Here is a 20,507-nt window from a genome sequence, read left to right as displayed (position 1 = left end):
AACATGGATGATACGACTTCTACAATCACGCGGCTGACGCCGGCCGAGCGGCGGCAATTGGGGAGTTTCTACACCCCCTCGCCGGTCGTCCGTTTTATGGCACGAGGCTGCCTGCAGGGCGACTCGGAGCAATCGGGGACGATTCTCGATCCCGCGTGTGGAGATGGGATGTTTCTGATTGGCGCCGCTGAAGAGATTCTCGCCGGACGCCGGTCGACGGTGGCCGGGCGACTGAAGATCGTTCGTGAGCGGATTTTCGGTGTCGATCTGGACCCCGAGGCGATCCAGCTAGCGCGGCAGCGTTTGGAATCATGGATCGCACCGCGCACGGCGGAGTTGCGTGCTGAAGTGGAGCGTGTCCTGGCGGCAAACTTGCGGGTCGGCAACACGCTGATTGGCGAGGACTTTTCTCGGACAGCGAAAGTCACCGAAGGATTTTCGTGGCGCGATGCGTTTCCGCAAATCGCTGCTGCGGGTGGGTTTGATCTGGTATTGGGGAATCCTCCTTATCGCCGTGAACTGGCTGCGAAGGCGCTCTTCGACACGATCGCACACACACCGTTGGGCAAGCAGTGGCGGCAGTCGCGGATGGATTTGTGCTACTACTTCCTGCATCGCGGGTTGGACCTATTGCGGCCGGGGGGGACGTTGTCGTTTATTGTCAACAGTTATTGGACTGCCTCGCGCGGTGCGGAGAAATTGATTGAACGTCTGCGACAAGAAACGACATTGGATGAAGTCGTCTTATTGGGAACCCGCAAAATTTTCGACGGCGTTACCGGTCGGCATTTGATTGTTCGTATGCGCAAGGCGCGCTCGCACAGTTCCTGTCGCGTGATTTCGTTGGAGAATCGCGCCTGCCCATTTCCAGATTCCAGTCAGGAATTGGATGAAGAGGTCGACACCTATGAACTTACTCAGGACGATCTCTATACCGCTGGCGGGCTGACGTTGGCGCGGCCACTGGCGCAGGCGCATCGATTTGATGGGTGCCGGCTCTTGGGTGAGGCATACGACACAGCGCAAGGCATGGCCGAGAATCCGCCGCGGGTGAATCGACGGTTGGCACAGAAACTGGGCGGCACAGCAAACGTCGGCGACGGGGTGTTTGTGTTGTCCGATGACGAAGTGGCGCAATTGGATTTCAACGCCGCCGAACGTGCGCTTTTACGACCCTATTTCGAAACAGCGACGCTCGACCGCTACGCGCTGCCCGATCAGCCGTCGCATCAGGTGTTGTATTTAACCCGTGACACAGCGGCGACGCTGGATAAATTTCCGAACGTACGCCGTCATTTGAAGAAGTATCGAAAAGTGCTGGAGCAACGGCGGGAAACGCGGCAGGGGCAGAATGCGTGGTGGCATTTGCATTGGCCGCGTCAGCAGCGGATCTTTACCGAACCGGCAATCTTGAGTATTCAAATGGGCCGCGTGCCGCGGTTCGTTTTAGCCAGCAGTGCCGCCTATGTCGGGTTTTCAGTGAATCTCATTTCAGCGCGTACGCTGCAAGAACCGAGTCTGGCGACATTGACCGGCATCCTAAATTCATCAATCGCCGCCGCCTGGTTCGCCCGGCATGCCAAACAGCGGGGCGTGAATTTAGAGATCAACTTGCACGTATTACGGCGGTTCCCCTTGCCACCACGGGATGCAAAAAAAGAGCAGCAGTTAGCGGAGCTAGTCCATACGCGGCAGGCGGGCGGCTCGGCAGTGGACTGTGCGCAGCAAGAAGCCCGGATCGACAAGATTGTCGCCGGGCTTTATGGGGTTCGAGAACAAGCGTAATTGGGTCTTGAAACGGGTTCTAACGACCTTGCATCGCTTGTCCGATCAGACGACCCGCGCTACCACCGTTAGGCGGCGGCGGAGTCGTCTTGTGAAAACATTTGCTCCTCGCCCCGCACCATGCGGTCGTTGAGGATGTACTTGCCGTGCTCGGTGCGTTCGGGCAATTCGTACATAATATCGAACATCACTTGCTCGACGATACTCCGCAGTCCGCGAGCACCGGTATCTTTTTCCTTGGCCATGCCGGCAATCTCCAGCAGGGCTTCGGGGGTGAATTCCAACTCGGCGTTTTCCATCTCGAAGAACTTTTGGTACTGCCGAACCAGCGAATTGCGCGGTTCTTGCATGATGCGTACCAGATGTTCCTTGTCGAGCGGCGTCAATGCGGTGGCGACCGGCAGACGTCCGACCAATTCGGGAATCAATCCGAATTCCAAGATGTCATCGACACAGACTTGGCTGAGCAATTCGCCCTTTTCGTTTTCGCTGCGAGTGCTGCCCCCGCCGCTGCCGCTGGACCCGAAGCCGATCACCTTGTTGCCCAGCCGCTTGGCGATGATGTCTTCCAAGCCCACAAACGTCCCGCCGCAGATGAACAGGATATTTGTGGTGTCCATTTGGATATATTGCTGTTCAGGGTGTTTGCGGCCTCCTTGAGGAGGAACGTTGGCCACAGTCCCTTCGAGCATTTTCAGCAGGGCTTGTTGCACCCCTTCGCCGGAAACGTCGCGGGTGATCGAGACGTTTTGGCTTGTCTTGCCAATTTTGTCGATTTCGTCGATGAATAAAATTCCACGCTGAGCGGCTTCGATGTCGAAGTCGGCGGCGTGTAATAATTTCAATAACAGGTTCTCGACGTCTTCACCGACATAGCCGGCTTCGGTCAACGTCGTGGCGTCGCCGATGGCGAACGGAACTTGTAAAGTCCGGGCCAACGTCCGGGCCAACAGGGTTTTCCCGCAGCCGGTCGGACCGATGAGCATGATGTTCGACTTTTCGACTTCAACGTCGTTGTCGGCATCGGCGCTGATCATCAGCCGTTTGTAGTGATTGTGTACGGCGACCGCCAAGACCTTTTTGGCACGATCCTGCCCGATCACATACTGTTCCAGATTCTCCACGATTTCACGCGGAGTGGGAACCTTGGTGAAGAGGCTGGGGGACGATCCGCGGCGACGGCGTTCCTGTTCCAATATGGATTGGCACAATTCGATACATTCGCCGCAGATATAGACGTCGGACGGGCCTTCTACGAGCGGGCCGACCTCCCTATAACTTTTGCGACAGAATGAGCAATTTGCGTTTTTTTTACCGGTCGCTCCGCGACTCCCAGAAGTTACATCATTACCGGATGGCATCGGTTTTCCTTCAAACGACTCAGTAGTTACCAGTTCTCAAAGCCAATTACGTCGACAGAGTTTCCAACTCATGCAATCAAAAACTGTCTCGATTGCAGCCATCCATTGCTCATCGACGAATTTCCAATCGGAAACATGCACTTCGCATGCCAATCCGGCTTTCCACAGTCCTGTACGCAGTTTCGGTTTTTCCGTCGGCGGAATGTTTTCTAAATAACGGTCCAGGCCCGAAATCTTCGATTGTCCGATCCGCCGGTGCGATCCGCTAGTGTGAATCGCGAGTTGGTCGACCGCTGGAATTCAGTGTGTTTGCCAATCGACTCTTGATCAATCGGAATTCCTCCTCCGATAGCTCACCCTGCTCGTGCAATTCTCTGTATTGAGTTAGCATTTCATGAGTTGACTCCGCAGGATCGTCACTTTCCCGATACCGTGCACGGATTTGCAAAACGATCCAGGAAAAAACAGCTAAAGTTACGACCATCGCTGCCAACGGAATGCCGACGGTCTCCAGTATTTTACTGAACCTGGACATGGAATTTTGTCTTAAAACCAAGATGCGTTTTGAGAGGCGTAAGAGCGATTATCTATAACATCGTCGCCTGTGGCAAGAGCATCTGAACGGGCTGAGGCACAACGGTCGAATCGATCTCAAAACCACGATTTTCTTGACGCGGCAAACACCCGATTGTGAACCAGACGCGGACACGCTACAGTCAAAAACGCGGGCGCTCGTGGACCGCTGGGTCCTACCGCATGCCACACATCCATCATTCACCTTATTCACGAACCTCCGCCCATGCTTTCCGGCTTGCGCCGAATCCTTGCCTCTGATTGGACCGGCCCCGTTGCCGTGGGTCTCGTCGCGCTCGTGGCCGTGCTGGCCACCATCAACCCCGCTCATTCCGGACCGGGAGTTACGATCGATGAATCCTTCAACGCCGCGCAAGGATATTTCCTGACCGAAGCGGCCGGGGCTTATGGGTGGGCCATGTTGCACCCCGCAAGTCAACTTGAAGTCGCTCAGAGTGCGCTCACCGACCACCCGCCGTTGGCGCGGTGGGGAATCGGCATTTCCGAACAAGTGGGTCGGAGGATCGTCGCTCCAGAGAATCCAACTGCACCTTATAGTCTCGCCCGCGCCCGCATTGCTTCGGCGGTTGAGTTTGCCGTTCTGATCTGCTTGATCGGTTTCGTAGCAACGCGCTGGTACGGACGGCCTGCTGGTTGGGTGGCCGCTATCTCACTGTTGGTCATGCCACGCGTGTTTGGACACGCACACATCGCTTCGCTGGAGTCGATGATGAATCTCACCTATGCGGCGGCGATTTTGTCGGTGGCTCAGTTTTGGGATCACGAAGCCCCTCCAAGCAAACGGGTCGCTTGTTTGACCGGAGTGTTGTTCGGACTGGCATTGCTCTCAAAAGTGCAGGCGATTTTTATTCCGATTCCGATCGCGTTGTGGGCCTTACTGCGTTGGCGACACCGCGCGATTGTGCCGGTCGCTGTTTGGGGCATGGCGGGGTTATTTGTGTTTTACGCTGGTTGGCCCCATTTGTGGGATGCGCCGTTCGACCATCTGCTGAAGTATCTCGGACGTACGACCGAGCGGATCGAATTGCAGAATTGGTATCTCGGCCAGCAATATGCCGACCGTATGACCCCTTGGCATTATCCGCTGGTGATGTTCGCGATCACGGTCCCGGTCGGCGTGCATCTGTTGAGTCTTATAGGCGTGGCTGAACTGCGAAAAACTTTCACCAAGTTTCCGCGTGAAGTGCTATTGCTCGGCGCGATCGCATTGCCGTTATTAGTATTCAGTCTGCCCGGTACTCCGATCTACGACGGCGTGCGGTTGTTTCTGGTCGTCTATCCGTTATGGGCTTTGTTCGCTGGACGAGGCGGGCAGCTTGCGCTCGATTGGCTGCGGAAACGGATTTCGGTCGGCAAATCCAACGGCTGTCTTGCCGGATTTCTACTGCTGCAGGCATACGGCATCGTTTTTCTCGCCCCCTACTGGTTGAGTTATTACAACCTGACGGTTGGCGGTCTGCGTGGAGCGGATCGCTTGGGATTGGAACGGACCTATTGGAGTGACAGCGTCACCCACGCTTTATTAGAGAAGGCGCTCGATGAGATTCCCGACGGGAGCACGCTCTATGTGGCTCCGGTGTTGCATCAATTTCAATTGGACGAAATGCTGGCTCAGGAACCTTTATTTGCGCAGCACGATATTCAATTGCAGCCCTACCAGGGCGCTCCGCTGGGCGCGCAGGACTATTTACTCGTTTATTATCGTCGCGCAAATCTCGATGTGACACCGGACGAAAATTGGCGGATCATCTCGGAAGTGCGTCGTGAAAACGTGCCATTGGCCGGGGTTTATCAGGCACCCTAATAATACAGTGCAAGCCCGCCCGTTGAAAAAACAAAATCATCCCAGAGTTGGGTGCCACTGCTGGCTTGCCCAGCAGTGTATTGCCGGTCTCACATTCTGCACTGGCGGACAAGCCGCACCCCAAATCAAAAACAGGAAGACCGATGCCCGATGACGCTTGGGGACAACTCAATACGCAGATCACGACGTGCCGCCGTTGTCCGAGATTGATCGCGCATTGCGAACACATTGCTACGGTCAAACGCAAAGCGTTTCGAGATTCGCAGTATTGGGGACAACCCGTACCGAATTTCGGTGCCCCGGACGCGCGGTTGTTGTTGGTTGGATTGGCGCCGGCGGCGCATGGAGCGAATCGGACCGGTCGGATGTTCACCGGCGATCGTAGCGGCGATTGGTTGTACCGTGCGCTGCATCGCGCCGGATTTGCCAATCAACCCACAGCCACAACCGCCGACGATGGATTGATTCTCAAGGACTGCGCGATCACAGCCGTGTGCCATTGCGCGCCGCCGCAAAACAAACCGACGACCGACGAAATCGCCAATTGCCGCGACTGGCTGACGGAGACGTTGGAGCAGTTGCCGGTACGTTTGTTTTTGGCTCTGGGGCAAATTGGGTTTAAGGCCATCTTGAAAGAAGCACGTTCGCGCGGCTGGCATACGGGCAAACTTCCCAAGTTCGGTCACGGTGCACAAGTCGAACTGACCGACGGCCGTGTGCTGCTGGCAAGCTATCACCCCAGCCAGCAAAACACCTTCACCGGCCGTTTGACAGAGGAGATGTTCGACGACATCTTCGCCACCGCCCGCGGTATCTTGCAAGCCGGCGATTAGTGTGGTGGGCGCATCTTAAGAAGATCCACCGTTCTAAGGATTCACCACGGAGGCACGGAGGACACGGAGCAGTTAGGCCGCATCGAAACCGGGGCGATAGTTTCTTAGCCACAGATTGAACACGGATGAAACACAGATTTCTGGGCGTGACTATTAAGATCCCAAACCGACGGCTTGCCGTCGCATTGTGCATTTCGTGCCGGACCAAGCGCTGGCGTAATTTGGGACGCGAAATAAACGGGGTTTGAGTTGCTGGATGATTTCCCAGCGCGTGTGGCGCGCAAACTTTGACAGTTTGCAGTACAGAGAAATTTTAAAAACAGCGATGACCGCACATCAGAGATTTTCTCGGTGTCCTCGGTGCTCTCTGTGGCTAGTACCTTGCCTGCGAGTCCAGGTGGTAACGAAAAAGGCACAGAAGGTTGCATTAATAGACTGCCTGCACAAGGTTTATGCGTCTGCTGTCATTTCAGATATCGTTTTCGTGTCTTTCGTAGCTTTCGTGGTTTCTTTTTTTGGGGGTGAATATTTACGTCCCAGACAAAACATTGAATCGTTCGTCGCACGGAGAAGTAAAACCTACGCATCGGTTTCTTGGGTTCAAACGGCCATTGAGGCGCGTCTGGTTGAGCTGTTGTTTGCAGTTAGTTGCATAGTGTTGAGAGAATCTGCCGCGCGGATTTGAATCCGTGCGGTGTAGCTGTCACACTGCACCGACTGAAAAACATCACTCATTCAAAATCATAGGTCATGTGTATGTCCTCCGAGTCAGACAACGTGGAACTAGCCAACGTGCCGCAAGTTGGCCTTTCCATGGCGCAAAGTCTTTTCATTCTCTTTGTCGCCTTTTTGGGATGGATGTTTGCCGGCTCGGTGATGAATGTGATCCCCTTGGCGGGACGGCCGGCGATTATCAGTTTCTTGCCGGAGAGCTTACCCGATTCGCAGATCGAAGGCGAAGTCGGAAAATGGTTTGCACGTTATATCTGCGCCTTTTTGTTGGGAGCGGCGACCGGTGGGCTACTTTTCGGATGGCTGGGTGACAAAATCGGACGCGCAAAAGCGATGGCAGCTAGTATTTTGTGTTACTCACTGATCACTGGAGTCAGCTATTTCGCCACGTCACTGGAACAGTTGTTCGTCTTGCGTTTCATTGCTTGCCTGGGAATTGGCGGGATGTGGCCCAACGGTGTGGCATTGGCATCCGAAGCTTGGTCCGAAGGTTCACGGCCTTTACTAGCAGGACTGATCGGGACAGCAGCGAATGTCGGATTCGTGATTGTCGGTCTGCTGGCCAAATATGTCCGCGATGTGACGATTGAAGATTGGAGATGGGTATTCGCCCTGGCAGGGCTGCCCGCGCTGCTAGGGGTACTCGCGTGGTTCACGCTCCCGGAATCGCCGCGTTGGTTAGCGCAACGCAATTCCAGTGGCGACGCGAAACACACCCCTTCAATGACCACGGTCTTCAAACCACCCTACCTGGGAATCACGATCATCGGGATCTGTTTAGGCACGATTCCCTTGCTGGGGGGTTGGGGCACTTTGAACTGGACGATTCCTTGGGCTGATCAAGTGGGGGGAGCCGACGATCCTAAACTCAAAGCTACGATTTCCATCTGTCGATCCACGGGGGCGACGTTGGGAAGCCTTTTGGGGGGGTGGCTGGCCAGCCAATTCGGTCGGCGGAGCACCTATTTTGTGATCAGCTTTTTATCGCTGGCATGCAGCGGCTATTTGTTTTGGAATCTAACGCCCCTGTCACCGACGTTCACGGTTTGGGTGTTTATGTTGGGATTTTTCGGGACGATCTATTTTGGGTGGTTGCCGTTGTATCTGCCGGAATTGTTTCCCACCCACATCCGCGCGACCGGTTCGGGCGTGACGTTTAACTTCGGCCGTATTGTTTCCGCCATCGGTGTCTTAGGAACCGGAGCACTGCTCAACACCTTTCACGGCGACTATGCCCAAGTCGGCCGTTGGACGCACCTGATTTATCTGCTCGGGATGATCGTCATTTTGTTCGCCCCCGATACGACGGGGAAAAAACTGGACGACTAAGGGTAAGCTCAAGGCTTGAGGGGACAGGCTTGAGGAAGCTGGTTCGTTCCGATTCCAGTCACGTGGGCGGAATATCGTTGTTGTCGGTTTGACCCGTAGAAGCGCTTCGCTGACGGGTTGTGCTGTGACGATCTGCGCGGCTGCGTCGATTGTTTGTCCCCTGGTCTGGCCGCAGAGGTTTCCTAACGGGGCAGTTTCTCTGTGCGGCAATCTCTCCGCAAAGTGCGTCCCCCGCAAAAAGGGGTCGATGCGCGATGATTTTTTGCCACACCGATGCGTAGTTTCTCAATTGCCCTCAAAACGCATGCTAGAGTTTTGACGAGGCCCATTGGCGTTTGCCTGCCGGTTCGGGGCCGCAATGAAACTGATTTTGATGGGGCCGGAAACAACCGCACGAGGCGACGACTTTGACCGTCTGCGGGACAAAGGAATCTGGAATATGAGCTTTCTAAAAAAGTTTTTCACAAACGTTTTTCATGACGGTCAAATCCACGAAGACCAGAGCAGCTTCGAGGATCTCTCCGAAGCGCAACTGGATGCCCATCTGCGAATCGCCAGCTACGGCGGCTTTTCGCTGACGGATGCAGTCCGGCCGTCCTTCGACCTACAAGTGGTGCCCAGCGCCGGGTATCGGCACGACGTCTATAAAGATCGCGCCACCGGTGTCGAGATCCCGGTGATCATGGCGGCCGCTTCCAGCGATACGATGATGGACGTCTTCATCGATTTGCTGGAACCTTTGGGCGACCAAGTCGATGTCGTCTTGGAAACCAGCCACGACCGCAATTCAAATGGACATGACGACCTGTACCGCGAACATATTGACGCGCCGGTTTTCAAAAGCATTCTTTACGACTTCGAGGATATGCTCTTAAACGACGGCTGCACCGGCATTGCCGTCTTGAACCCCAACATTCCGTTGGAACTGCAATTCGACGAACACAAATTGCTCATCATGTATGGGCAGGAACTGGGAGAATTTGAGGAAATCCTCAACAGTTGCGGCCTACGGCGTGACCAGGACATTAAGTTCATCACCGAAGCCGAACACGTCCATTCCTCCCGCGATGAATTCCATTCGATGTTCGATGAACTGAAATATCGACTCGGCATCGACGAAATTTATTAAGCCCCCTTGAAACAAGCGAAGCCCTCGGAATTTTTAGTTGCCCGGTGCAGTGTGCATCTGGAGCGCTGAAACGGGGGCACGCAGCCGCCGGTTGCTTTGTTGCTCAAACACACTACGCGGATGCTCTTCTCAGACGAAAATGGCGGGACGGGACAATCGTCCTCCCGCCGTTTTTTATTCGACAAACACTTCGCGATGCTCGCCGTTTATTCAGTGCACCACAATTCCCAACGGTGGTTGCACCCACCGGTCGGTTGGACCGGGAGACACGAGGACTTTTGCGACCCCCTCCAGCAAGGAATTGCTATGGATACTTATAAATCACGTACGATATGCGCTTGCTTGTTTTTAATCGCCGGGTGCACCGCTCGAAATACCCAAACAGATTACTACGGCGGCTCTCCTCAAAACCTGACGCCGATTCCGCAACAGCAATCCGATTTTCCTCCGTCCTCGTCAGCGCCAATTCTCGAAGCACCAGGAACGTCGAATTCCGGGGGGCCGCAGTTGCTCTCTCCCGAGCCTGACCCCGGTCCCGAAGCGCGGCGTCGCAAATTGCCTGTGCGAAACGTGCGCACTGACCCCTGGGGTCGACCGGAACGGCCCGGACCGAGCATCAAAAATACGATTCGCCAAAAGGTCGAGCATCGTACCTTGTGGGAATCGCACTACCAAAGCACACAACGTCGGCCCATTCAGACCGTGCAAATCGGCATCGGTCGATCGCGGGTGATGGTGCTGGCTGGCTTAAACGGCCAGGATGCTTCGAGCATCAGTGTGATCGAACAGTTCGCCCAAACCATGAGCAATCAAGCAACTCTGCAAAACGCCTGCACCGCTTTGTTTGTCCGTAATCCTAATCCGGACGGCGTTGCACTGGGCTCACCCTACAACGGTCGGGGAATCGATCTGACGCGTAATTTTCCGTCGGACAATTGGCGAACGACCGCTGATGGGAAAGCGGGCCCCAATGCCGCCAGTGAAATCGAAACGCGGGTGTTGATCCGCATGATCGACGACTTCAAACCGGATCGGATTATTGTCATACAAAACACGAACGCCAAAGGGAGCATCGATTACGCCGGCCCGGCGCGGCAACTCGCCCGCAAGGTGGCCGTGCAGAATGGCTATCGGGTCTCGAATCGACAAGCAGAGATTTCAGGCTCCTTAGAACAGTTCGCCGGAAACGATCGCAAGTTGCCGGTCATTGTGGTGTCCATCGATCGACGCTTGGACGGCAAGACCGCCTGGAGTACTCATGCCGATGGCCTCGTCACGGCGCTCACCGCCGCGGATCCGCGATTGAAATCCCCGTATTACAACGAGTCGACCGAGGATCTCGATCCGCAAGGCCCGGTCGCCAAATCGAAAACGTTCCCGTTACCACTCAACATCAACGGCGGCGGGCCGACCAGCGTGCCCAATCCCAATCGCCTGCAAGCACCGCGCCCGGCACGCCGCGGCTACCACGAACTCCCCCCGCCCAGACAACGCCCGTAAGCGGTCGTGGGCTGCCTCGCGACGCACCTTTCTCGCCTAGGATGAATGATTACCCTATTCAAACCCGGCGCAGCAAAGCAGTTTGCCTTACAGGGAATTACTGGTGTGCAGACGTGGATGGAAGGTTTGTTAGCGAGGATAATCGCTGGCCCGAGCGAAAACCCTCACCCCGGCCCTCTCCCAGAGGGAGAGGGGGAGATGGATGCGCGGCGTATTCGATGGTGTTCGGCTATTCGAGTCCGAAACTATACAGGTGGCCGGCGGTGCGGAGGTAGATTTTTCCGTCGACCAAGGCGGGGGTGGCGTAGGTGTCTTCGCCGAAATCGGCCGTGCTCAGTTTCTTCCACTTTGGCTGGGCAGTCATGACCGACAAGCGGCCATGTTGGTTGAGTAGATAGAATTTGCCGTCACCGTAAACCGGCGAACTGTAGTAGGCACCCGTTGCAGGCAGTCGGCCTGTTTTAACGACCTGCCCGGTCGAAGCATCGCGGCTGGTGAAGATGCCTCCTTTTTTGACCGTATACACATGCCCGTCGTGAAACAGCGGCGAGGGGACGTAGGGCAATGTCTTGCGTTCTTTCCAGAGGACGTGCGTGTCCGTGATGTCCCCAGTTCCGCCCGGACGGATTGCGGCAATGGCGTTCTCGGCTGAGTGGAAGACGTTGCGCATGAACTCGTATTCCATTCGCGTAATTTCGCCGCTCTTGTTGCGGTCGATTTGTCCAAAGCGACGCTGCAGCGCTCCTTCGGGGATTTCGACTAACTCCAACGCACCGTTCTTGTTTTTGTCGAGCGTCTCAATCAACTCGTCGAACGGTTCGGCTTGAATACGGTTCTCCGAATCCGCACCGGGCGACCAGACTGCGAGATACAGAACACCATCAGAACCAATCACCGGCGTGGTGTTGGAAATTCGCGCCAGTTCTCGCACTGTCCAGATTTCCTCTCCGGTTTCCAAATCGTAGCCCACGATGCGCAGCGTACCGCTGACTACAATTTGCGGTTTGCCGTTTTGCTCCCAGATAATCGGTGTGGAATAACTCCGCGGAAAATCGTCGCGATTGATGCGCCGCACCAATTCACCGTTGGTCTTGTTGAAGATCATCAAGGCGGAGTCGATATCGTGATCCTGATTGAGAATCACGTAGTCGCCGTACAGAATCGGTGAACTGCCGGCGCCGAAGGTGTTGCTGAAGGGCCCCAGCGGTTTATGCCACAACGGTTTGCCATCTTTGTCATAGGCGAATAGTCCCGCCGATCCAAAAAAGCTCACCACGATCTCACCGTCGCTGGCGGGACTGCTTTGCGCGTGACTGCCGATCGCGTGGATCTTTTCTAAGGCGTCATGCGGGGCGACGCGTTCCCAAAGTTGCTTGCCGGTTTGGCGGTCCAGGCCGATGGTCACCAATTGGCCGTCGCGGACGCCCGAGACAAAAATACGATCGTCCGTCACCACCGGCGAGGAATGCCCCGGCGGAAGCGGCGTTTTCCACAACACGTTTTTCTCCGGCCCGATCTCTTCGGGCAGCCGCGCTGCTGACGGCATCCGCCCGGCCCCGTTCGGTCCGCGAAACTGCAACCAGGTATCCGCCGAGGCAACCGCTACGCAAAACGACAGCAATATTGGAGTCAACACAAGAAAACGCATGGTGCAACCTCAAGGGGACAGGAGGGGGAGAATCAAGATGAGCCACGGCACGGGGCGGTGGTCTCTCAGTTTTATACCTGCTCGGTAGGGGAAGCGCCAATCGCGGGGACGTTTTGAGGGGTGAGGCTTGAGGCGACAGGCTTGAGGGATGGTGGGATGAGATCTTCTTTTGAGATGGATTCGTTGGTGTTCCATCCAGTCACAACACCCAAGCCACCCTACACCCCGCCCCCTCAAGCCTGTCACCTCACGCCTCAAGCCTTCAGCAAAGGCGTTCTGAGATGCATGGCGCGTGCTGCGCGTCGCGGTGTGGGATCGTATTGTGTCGTGATGAACTTTGCAGTACGATCCCGCCCCGTTTCCCGGCACACGCGGTCGGGATACGTTTTTCATACCATCCCACCCTGCTCTAGCCTGCTACGCGATTCGCCCCTCTTATGGACTATCATCTCAAACCGCTCAGTAAAAAATGTGCGCAAACCGGCGAGGACCTTGTCCCCGGCACAGTGTGCTATAGCGTTTTGATCGAAGAGAACGACGAGATGGTGCGGCTTGATTTTTCTGAAGCGGGCCGCAAGTTGTGGCAGGGAGAACCGATCGGTGCTTGGCAATGCATTGTTCCCGAACCGATCGTGAATAAAAAACCGACCATCGACGCCGATGGGTTAATGGCCTATTTCGATCAAATGACCGAAGACGCCAACCCGGCACAAGAAAAACTGCGGTACGTCCTTGCACTGTTGTTGCTGCAAAAACGCCGCGTGCGTTTGGAAGGCTCGCACCACGATGGCAAAGACGAATACATCCAAGTCAGCGGCAGCCAAGGCGAAGGGATGTACGAAGTCCGCGATTTTCAACTCGAAGAAGACGAAATGCACGAACTGCAAGAAAGCCTCAACGCGCACTTAATGCAGGAGTGGGCGGCATAAACGGACGTTGCCCCGCACAGCCTCAACAGCCCACACGGACACAACGATAGGAATCGACAGATGTCACAACAGGCAAGGACGCCGCTTACGACGTTGCAACCTGCACGAAACCAACGGGCTGCAATTGTGTGCTGTCTGTTGGCGGCGACTCTCTGCCTGACCGGCACCGGCTGCCGACTCTGGCCTGCACCCGATGATCCGTTTGGCCCCAGTGCCAAATGCCACGTCAATCCCGCCATGGAGCCGCACTTGTTGGTCGCACAGGTGAATGCCAACACAGAAAAAATTCATGGTTGGAAGTCGACAAAGGCGACGATTTCCGGAAGCCACATGCTCCTCAAGGTCAAAGGGACAACTGTCGCGGTTGACGGACAGCGGAATTTCCGCCTGTTGGCGAAACATCCCTTGGGTGCGCGTCAGGTCGCCGATTTGGGTTCCAATGACGACCATTTTTGGTTTTGGATCGAGGATCCCAAGCACCCCGACTCCGACGTCATCATGTGCAATCATGAAGACGTCGCCCATGCCGCCCACACGATGCCGATTCCCTTCGAACCCGATTGGTTGATGGAGGTGATGGGTGTGCGCCCAATCGTCCTCGACAACGAGACGACTTTTGTTGAACGCGAAGGGTACTTGGAAATCTACAACAAACGCATTTCCCCTTCCGGGCAGCCTGTGCAAAAGCGCACGACGATCAATCGCTGCCATGCCAACGTCGTCGAACATGCGTTGCTCGATGCGGGCGGACACGTGATCGCTCAGGCGAATCTGTCCGAATATCTCTCCGATCCCAACAGCAATGCGTATTTGCCGGGTCGGATTGAGTTGATTTGGCCGCAATCTCAAATGCAATTAAACATTAAACTGGAGCAAATCGAATTTAATCCAGCCACCAGTCCGGCCCAATTCCAAGTGCCGCAAGGCATGCCGGTGCGGCAAATTCCTGCACAAGGAATGATCCAGCGATCCAATTTGCAGGAAAATCTCTACGAAGCTCCCTCCGCGCAGGGCGAGTATGAACCGATCCAGTCAACGCCGTATGAAGAGTAAGCGCCGCGAAACGGCGGAATTCGCTCGTGCTGATTTTTAGCTGAGAATTGTCCTCACCAATGAAATCTCAGCAACCTGCTGGTGACCTGACGGTGGAGAATGTTATAAAATCCGCCACGAGGAAAAAGGCTTGAGGCGTGAGGGGACAGGCTTGAGCAGGTGTGTCACTTTGGGCGGAAGGCTTATACAGTGGTGAACTCGTGGGGGGCGTTAGTTCTGCGCAGAAAGCTGCGTTGCGACGCACCCTACGGCAGTGGTTGAGAACTTGGACGGGTCATTCAACGATGGAGTTGTGCGGATGCACTACACTTTGATGCGGTTAGCTGCGGTTTGTGGACTATTGAGTGTGCTGGTGACAACGGTCGAGGCGGCCGATCCTCCCACAGCAAAATTAGCGCTCAGCTTTAAGCCCAAACAGGCCGATGTCGAATACGATATTCCCAAAACCAGCGAATACGACCAATGCAAAGTCACGGTCGTCCGCAAGGGTAAGGCTTCGGGCTGGGTTGTGTTGGGACCGGGAGGCGAAACTCTGCGGCGGTTCATGGACACCGATGGTGATAACATCGTCGATCACTGGGGGTACTACTTCCGTGGTTTGGAAGTCTATCGCGATATCGACTCGAACGCCGACAACAAAATCGACCAGTTTCGCTGGATGAACCGCGCCGGCTCGCGGTGGGGCATCGACAACAACGCCGATGGGATTGTCGACTCGTGGAAAATCATCTCCGCCGAGGAAGCCAGTCGTGAAGCAGTCCGAGCGCTCACCTCCGGCAACAGCAAGATTCTGCAACCCTTGCTGTTCAACGAAGACGATGCCAAAGAATTGGGAATTCCCAAATCGGTCTCCAAAAAGCTACTCGCTGAAGTTGCCGACGCGCCCGCGAAATTGGCCAAGAACCAATCCGCTGCCAAGGGAATCGGCAAACAATCGCGATGGCTTCAGTTCATCAATTCGATTCCCGCCACGGTTCCAGCCGAACAAATCGGCGCGCCGCAGGATTTGTTCATCTACGAAAACGCGATGGCTACTGTCGAAACGGGATCGCAAACGGCGCTGATTCAAATCGGCGAGATGGTCCGTGTTGGAAACTCCTGGAAGTTGGCTGGCATTCCCCAGTTGATGGGCAAGGACTCGGTCCAGGTCGGCGGCATTCTGATGAATCCGGCCACAGCCGATGTCGCCGATACGGAAATGGAATCCGAAGACAATCCGGTTGCCCGGAAGTTGATCGAAGAGCTGCAGGAGCTAGATAAAAACAGCCCCGCCCTGACCGCCAGCCGTTCCAAAATGTCCAAATACTATGCAGAGCGGGCTGATCTGTTAACCAAATTACGAAAGACGTCGAAATCGGACGAACTCCGCGACCAATGGACGCGGCAATTGACTGATGGACTCGCCGCCGGCATCCAGACGGGTGTCTACCCCGAGGCAGAAGCACGCTTGAAGGCTTTGGAAGCCGAACTGGAGAAATCGAACAACGAAGCCCCGATGTTGGCCTATGTGGTTTATCGCCGAATGCTGGCCGGTTACAACGTCAAGATTCGCGACGCCGACAACGACGAACGAAGCAAAATCCACGAAAAATGGCTGGCGGATTTAGAAGCTTATGTAGACAAGCATGCGTTGTCCGATGATGCCCCGGAGGCAATTCTGCAAATCGCCATTGCTGAAGAATTCAGCGGCAATGTGAAAAAAGCGGCAACCTGGTATGCCAAGTTGATCAAGGATTATCCCGAATCGCCCTCACTCCCTCGCGCTAAGGGGGCCGTTAAGCGGATCGAGATCGAAGGCAAACCGTTGGAATTGAGCGGGACCAGCCTGCAAGGCAAAACGATTAAGACAGCGGACTATCGCGGCAAGGTATTAGCCGTGATCTATTGGGCCACATGGTGCAAACCCTGCACGGAGGACCTCCCGCAAATCCGCGAACTGTACAAGAAACATCACGGCAACGGATTTGAAATCGTCGGTGTCAACGTCGACGCCGATGCAAGTGAGATCCCTGCATATTTGAAACAGCACAAAGTGACTTGGCCGCAGATTCATGAACCGGGCGGACTGGTCGACAGCCCCCCGGCGCGCGACTTCGGCATTATCACAGCTCCGACGGTGTTTCTGGTCGACCGCGACGGCAAGGTCGTGAAGCGGAATGCCAGCGTTGATGATTTGAAAACGTTGCTGCCGGATTTAATCGCGGGCAAAACGCCTCAAGTCGGCGCTGACGAAAAAACATCCAAGACCAAGTAGCGACGAACCGCCCGGAATGCTGGGCAGGACTCGTGATTTGTCACGATCCAATATGTGGTTGGAATAGTGTGCCACGGGCTTGGTCCGTGCGCATTCAAACTTTCTGAAAATGTCTTCAAAGCACTGGCGGAGCCAGTGGCACCCTGATTTTTTGAGTGTGACATTGCACTGGGAGACGCAGTTCATGGCGCGGTCGTTTCCGTATCCGTATCTCGGCACCCAGATCGACGGCGTGCACATGTCTGCCGAGCAATTGCTCGTGCATTCTCACAACCTGAACGACCTGCTGGGCAAATACACCTATACCGATGCGCTGTTTCACATTCTGCACGGACAATTGCCCTCAGAAAAAGAACGGCAAATGTTCGACCTGGTCTTGGTCGCCTTTCATGGCGGATTCGGACTGTTGCCCCCCACAACGCTAGTCCCGCGACTGGTCGCCGGAACAGGTGTTTCCACTGCGCAAGCGCTGGCCGCGGGCTACTTGGCCAGCGGACCGTATCACGTGGGAGCCGTCGAACATGCGATGACGTTGTATCGCGACATCCTGACCGCTTACCGCGAGCAACAGGGTGAGACACCAGCCAAAGCAGGCGCGTTGGTCGAATTTGCGCGCATACATGTCCTCGGTATGATCGAGCGGGGTGAAACCGTGCCCGGCTACGGACATCCGCTGTTGCGCAAAGACCCCCGGCCAACGCACGTGCGGCGAGTGTTGTGCGAACTGGAAGCCGAAGGCCCTTACCTGGACGTCTACGACGGTGTCGTTGGTTGCATGTCGGAACAAAAAGGAGTTCCGCCCAATGTCGACGGCATCACCGGCGCGATTTTGCTTTCGCTCGGTTTCCAACCACAGCATGGTACCGGTTTGTTCTTACTGGCGCGGACGGCAGCCATGTTGGCGCATGTGGTCGAGGAACAGACAGACATGCCCTATCAAACACAAAAACGATTCATGGTGCTGCCGGTGGCAATGCCCAAGTTGTTCAACGCCAACTTCAAACAACTGGCCAAACGGTTTAACAAACTGCGGGACAACTCATCATTCCAGAAAATCCAAGGCCTCTTTAGCAGCGGCAAAAAGAAACCGTTCCGCGATAAAGAACAACAAGACCAAGCGATCATCGACGACGCCCGACAAGCCCGCAACGCACAACCGCTGGAATCGTTGTCCACCGCCATTCCTGCAGCGCAGTCGAATGACGATGAATTCGCTGCCTCAAGCAAGTTAGTCGAAGTCCGCCACGCACTCGACACCGACAACGGTGAAAGCGGCGAGGTCGGAGCGGAATACTTCCCCGAATTGCTGGCCGCCGCATCAATGTGCTTGGCCACCTCGCTGGAACAAATCACCCCCGGCGAACAGGCAGCCGAAGTCCCCGACAATCAACGCCGCGCCGCCGAGTTGTTGGATCAAGCGCTGAAGCTCGTGCATGAAGCAGCGGCGTTGGACGTCTCCACGACCGCGTAGGTCATGCTGTGCATGACGAACCTCGCGCCATGTTGAAGGTTCATAAGCATCGTCATGCACAGCATGACCTACACCTAATCCACATCAACATCCGCAGTCACATCGTGTTCTCGGCAATACGCGCTGATCGCGCCGACGAATTCCTCGCCGTAGTCCTTGCACTTCTTTTCGCCGACGCCGCGGACGTCTAGAAATCCTTCCAGTGTGGTCGGGCGGCGCAGCGCCATGTCGCGCAGGGCGGCGTCACCGAAGACGACGTAGGCGGGGACCTCTTTTTCTTCAGCGATCGCCTTGCGAATGGTCCGCAGGACATCGAACAGTCCGCGATCGACGCCTTCCCAAGATTCCTCGGCGACTTTGGACTTGGATTCGGACCTGGATTTTTTAGCCTTCTTGAGCGGCTTGCTCAATCGAGGGGTCACTTCGCCCCGCAACACTTGCCGCCCATTTTCACTCACCTGCAATTGGTTGAATTCGCCGTAACGCGATAAATACCCCTGCGAAACCAACTGCTCGATCCAGTCACGAATCGTTCGCTGCGATTCCTCGGCGAGTAAACCATAGGTGCTCAATTGATCGTGCCCGTTGTCGAGCAAGCGACGCTCCTGCGAACCTTTTAACACGCCCGCGGTATATTCGCCGCCGAAACGTTGTTCGAGGCGAATCACACAGGAGAGGATTTTTTGACCGATGACCAGCGCGTCGTCGACCAGTTCAATGTCCCCCATACAGACGTCGCACGCATTGCAGGAATCCACAGCTAGCTTTTGCCCAAAGTGTTCCACGATTGCGCGGTGTCGACACGTGACACCGGTGCAGAAATCGAGCATCATCCCCAGCGAATCAATCGACACGTCTCGCGCTTTGAGGTCCCCCGACTGATTGAGCAACCGCGACCACGTGTTGAAATCGCCAGTGGAATAAAACAGACAACACTCCGCCTCCAAGCCATCCCGCCCGGCGCGGCCACTTTCCTGTTGATACGCTTCCAGCGATTTGGGAAGTTGCGAATGAATCACATAGCGGACATTCGACTTGTCGATTCCCATACCAAAGGCGACCGTCGCCACGATGATGTCGCAGCGTTCGTTGATGAACGCATCCTGATTGTCTTTTCGCTGCGTATCGGGCATCCCTGCATGATAGGGCAAGGCGCGGTAACCCAACTCGTTGAGCTCCGACGTTGTTTCATCCACCTTGCGGCGGCTGATGCAATACACAATCCCCGACTCGCCGGGATGCCGGTCGATGACTTCCTGAATCTGTTTGATCCCGCCCGATCGGCGTTCGATTTTATAAATCAGATTCGGGCGGTCAAACGATCCAATGTGGACCTCCGGCTCATGCAAATCGAGTTGTTTGGCAATATCCTCGCGGACGATTTCGGTCGCCGTCGCGGTATAGGTATGGATGCCGATATTGGGAAAGGCCCGTTTGAGTGTCCGTAATTGACGGTAGTCCGGCCGAAAGTCGTGTCCCCATTCGCTCACACAATGCGCTTCGTCGATGGCGACGAACGAGACGTTGGACTCCTGCAGGAATTCGATCGTGTTTTCCATCAACAACCGTTCCGGCGCCGCATACAGCAGCTTCAACTGCCCGCTGCGAATTTCTTCGGAGACCTGAATACGCTCCTGATAGGAGAGCGAACTGTTCACGCAAGCAGCCGGGACGCCGTTGGAACGCAGCGCGTCGACTTGGTCCTTCATCAGCGAGATGAGCGGCGAAACCACGACCGCCATACCAGGCATGCACATCGCGGGAATTTGAAAACAGAGCGATTTTCCGCCGCCGGTCGGCAACACAACCACCGAATCCCGCCCGGCAAGCACACAGTCGATCGCCTCGCGCTGTAGCGGGCGAAAGTCGTCGTAGCCCCAGTATTGCTTGAGGACATCCTCAGGAGCGGCAGTGTTGGCATCCATGTGCATCGGCGAGAAATGTTCGACTGAAGATTCTAGGGCAGAGCAAATCCGAATTGGAGCGCGGGACGTCACGTTTGCGTTGCCAAGCTGAGAATCGTCGGTGTCACTGATTCTCGCGGGCATCCGCTAATACGCGGGTTCGGATAGCTACACTAAGCAA

Annotated in this window: 13 protein-coding genes; 10 read left to right on the top strand and 3 right to left on the bottom strand. The window is 55.6% G+C overall.

The window, feature by feature from the left end; translation table 11 throughout:
• Window positions 1–3 precede the first annotated feature (3 nt).
• Window positions 4–1,785, top strand: a complete 1,782-nt coding sequence (locus Mal52_RS03855; protein ID WP_197534643.1) for an Eco57I restriction-modification methylase domain-containing protein — start codon at window positions 4–6, stop codon at window positions 1,783–1,785.
• 68 nt (window positions 1,786–1,853) lie between these two features.
• Here the strand turns inward: Mal52_RS03855 and clpX are convergent, their stop codons facing one another.
• Window positions 1,854–3,146 (bottom strand): ATP-dependent Clp protease ATP-binding subunit ClpX, encoded by a 1,293-nt coding sequence (gene clpX / locus Mal52_RS03850; protein ID WP_145374408.1) that lies wholly within the window; start codon window positions 3,144–3,146, stop codon window positions 1,854–1,856.
• A gap of 799 nt (window positions 3,147–3,945) precedes the next feature.
• Between clpX and Mal52_RS03845 the strand changes: the two genes are divergently transcribed.
• The 5 genes from Mal52_RS03845 to Mal52_RS03825 all read left to right on the top strand — a co-directional run bounded on the left by Mal52_RS03845 (window position 3,946) and on the right by Mal52_RS03825 (window position 11,067).
• The gene (locus Mal52_RS03845; RefSeq protein ID WP_145374407.1) at window positions 3,946–5,544 is read left to right on the top strand and encodes an ArnT family glycosyltransferase; all 1,599 of its coding nucleotides are present in this window, start codon (window positions 3,946–3,948) and stop codon (window positions 5,542–5,544) included.
• A gap of 143 nt (window positions 5,545–5,687) precedes the next feature.
• Entirely contained in the window at window positions 5,688–6,377 is a 690-nt protein-coding gene (locus Mal52_RS03840; RefSeq protein WP_145374406.1) for a uracil-DNA glycosylase, read from the top strand.
• A 756-nt stretch (window positions 6,378–7,133) separates the two neighbouring features.
• Complete coding sequence (locus Mal52_RS03835) at window positions 7,134–8,438, top strand: MFS transporter (protein ID WP_197534642.1); 1,305 nt, start codon at window positions 7,134–7,136, stop codon at window positions 8,436–8,438.
• Window positions 8,439–8,877: 439 nt separating this feature from the next.
• A complete protein-coding gene (locus Mal52_RS03830) occupies window positions 8,878–9,567 on the top strand; it encodes a hypothetical protein (RefSeq protein WP_145380532.1) in 690 nt (229 codons plus the stop codon).
• A 306-nt stretch (window positions 9,568–9,873) separates the two neighbouring features.
• Window positions 9,874–11,067, top strand: a complete 1,194-nt coding sequence (locus Mal52_RS03825; RefSeq protein WP_197534641.1) for a M14 family zinc carboxypeptidase — start codon at window positions 9,874–9,876, stop codon at window positions 11,065–11,067.
• Between the two features lie 229 nt (window positions 11,068–11,296).
• On the opposite strand, the gene Mal52_RS03820 is transcribed toward Mal52_RS03825, so the two are convergent.
• On the bottom strand, window positions 11,297–12,715 hold the full coding sequence (locus Mal52_RS03820) for an outer membrane protein assembly factor BamB family protein (protein ID WP_145374403.1): 1,419 nt from the start codon (window positions 12,713–12,715) through the stop codon (window positions 11,297–11,299).
• A 437-nt stretch (window positions 12,716–13,152) separates the two neighbouring features.
• Between Mal52_RS03820 and Mal52_RS03815 the strand changes: the two genes are divergently transcribed.
• The 4 genes from Mal52_RS03815 (at window position 13,153) to Mal52_RS03800 (ending at window position 18,422) form a co-directional block, all read left to right on the top strand.
• Window positions 13,153–13,644, top strand: a complete 492-nt coding sequence (locus tag Mal52_RS03815; protein ID WP_145374402.1) for a hypothetical protein — start codon at window positions 13,153–13,155, stop codon at window positions 13,642–13,644.
• Window positions 13,645–13,704: 60 nt separating this feature from the next.
• A complete protein-coding gene (locus Mal52_RS03810) occupies window positions 13,705–14,697 on the top strand; it encodes a DUF4292 domain-containing protein (protein ID WP_145374401.1) in 993 nt (330 codons plus the stop codon).
• Between the two features lie 298 nt (window positions 14,698–14,995).
• Window positions 14,996–16,951, top strand: coding sequence for a redoxin family protein (locus Mal52_RS03805; protein ID WP_145374400.1), 1,956 nt, complete (start codon window positions 14,996–14,998; stop codon window positions 16,949–16,951).
• A 184-nt stretch (window positions 16,952–17,135) separates the two neighbouring features.
• Window positions 17,136–18,422: a citrate/2-methylcitrate synthase gene (locus Mal52_RS03800; protein ID WP_197534640.1), complete on the top strand. Its 1,287-nt coding sequence runs from the start codon at window positions 17,136–17,138 to the stop codon at window positions 18,420–18,422.
• A 74-nt stretch (window positions 18,423–18,496) separates the two neighbouring features.
• Here Mal52_RS03800 and recQ read toward each other — a convergent pair whose 3' ends face one another.
• On the bottom strand, window positions 18,497–20,347 hold the full coding sequence (gene recQ / locus Mal52_RS03795; protein WP_231962520.1) for a DNA helicase RecQ: 1,851 nt from the start codon (window positions 20,345–20,347) through the stop codon (window positions 18,497–18,499).
• Window positions 20,348–20,507 lie beyond the last annotated feature (160 nt).

It is taken from the genome of Symmachiella dynata, from assembly GCF_007747995.1.
GTDB classification, from domain to species: Bacteria; Planctomycetota; Planctomycetia; order Planctomycetales; family Planctomycetaceae; genus Symmachiella; species Symmachiella dynata.
The sequence above is the reverse complement of the archived record's forward strand: the minus strand, read 5'-3'. Positions and strand labels throughout refer to the sequence as shown.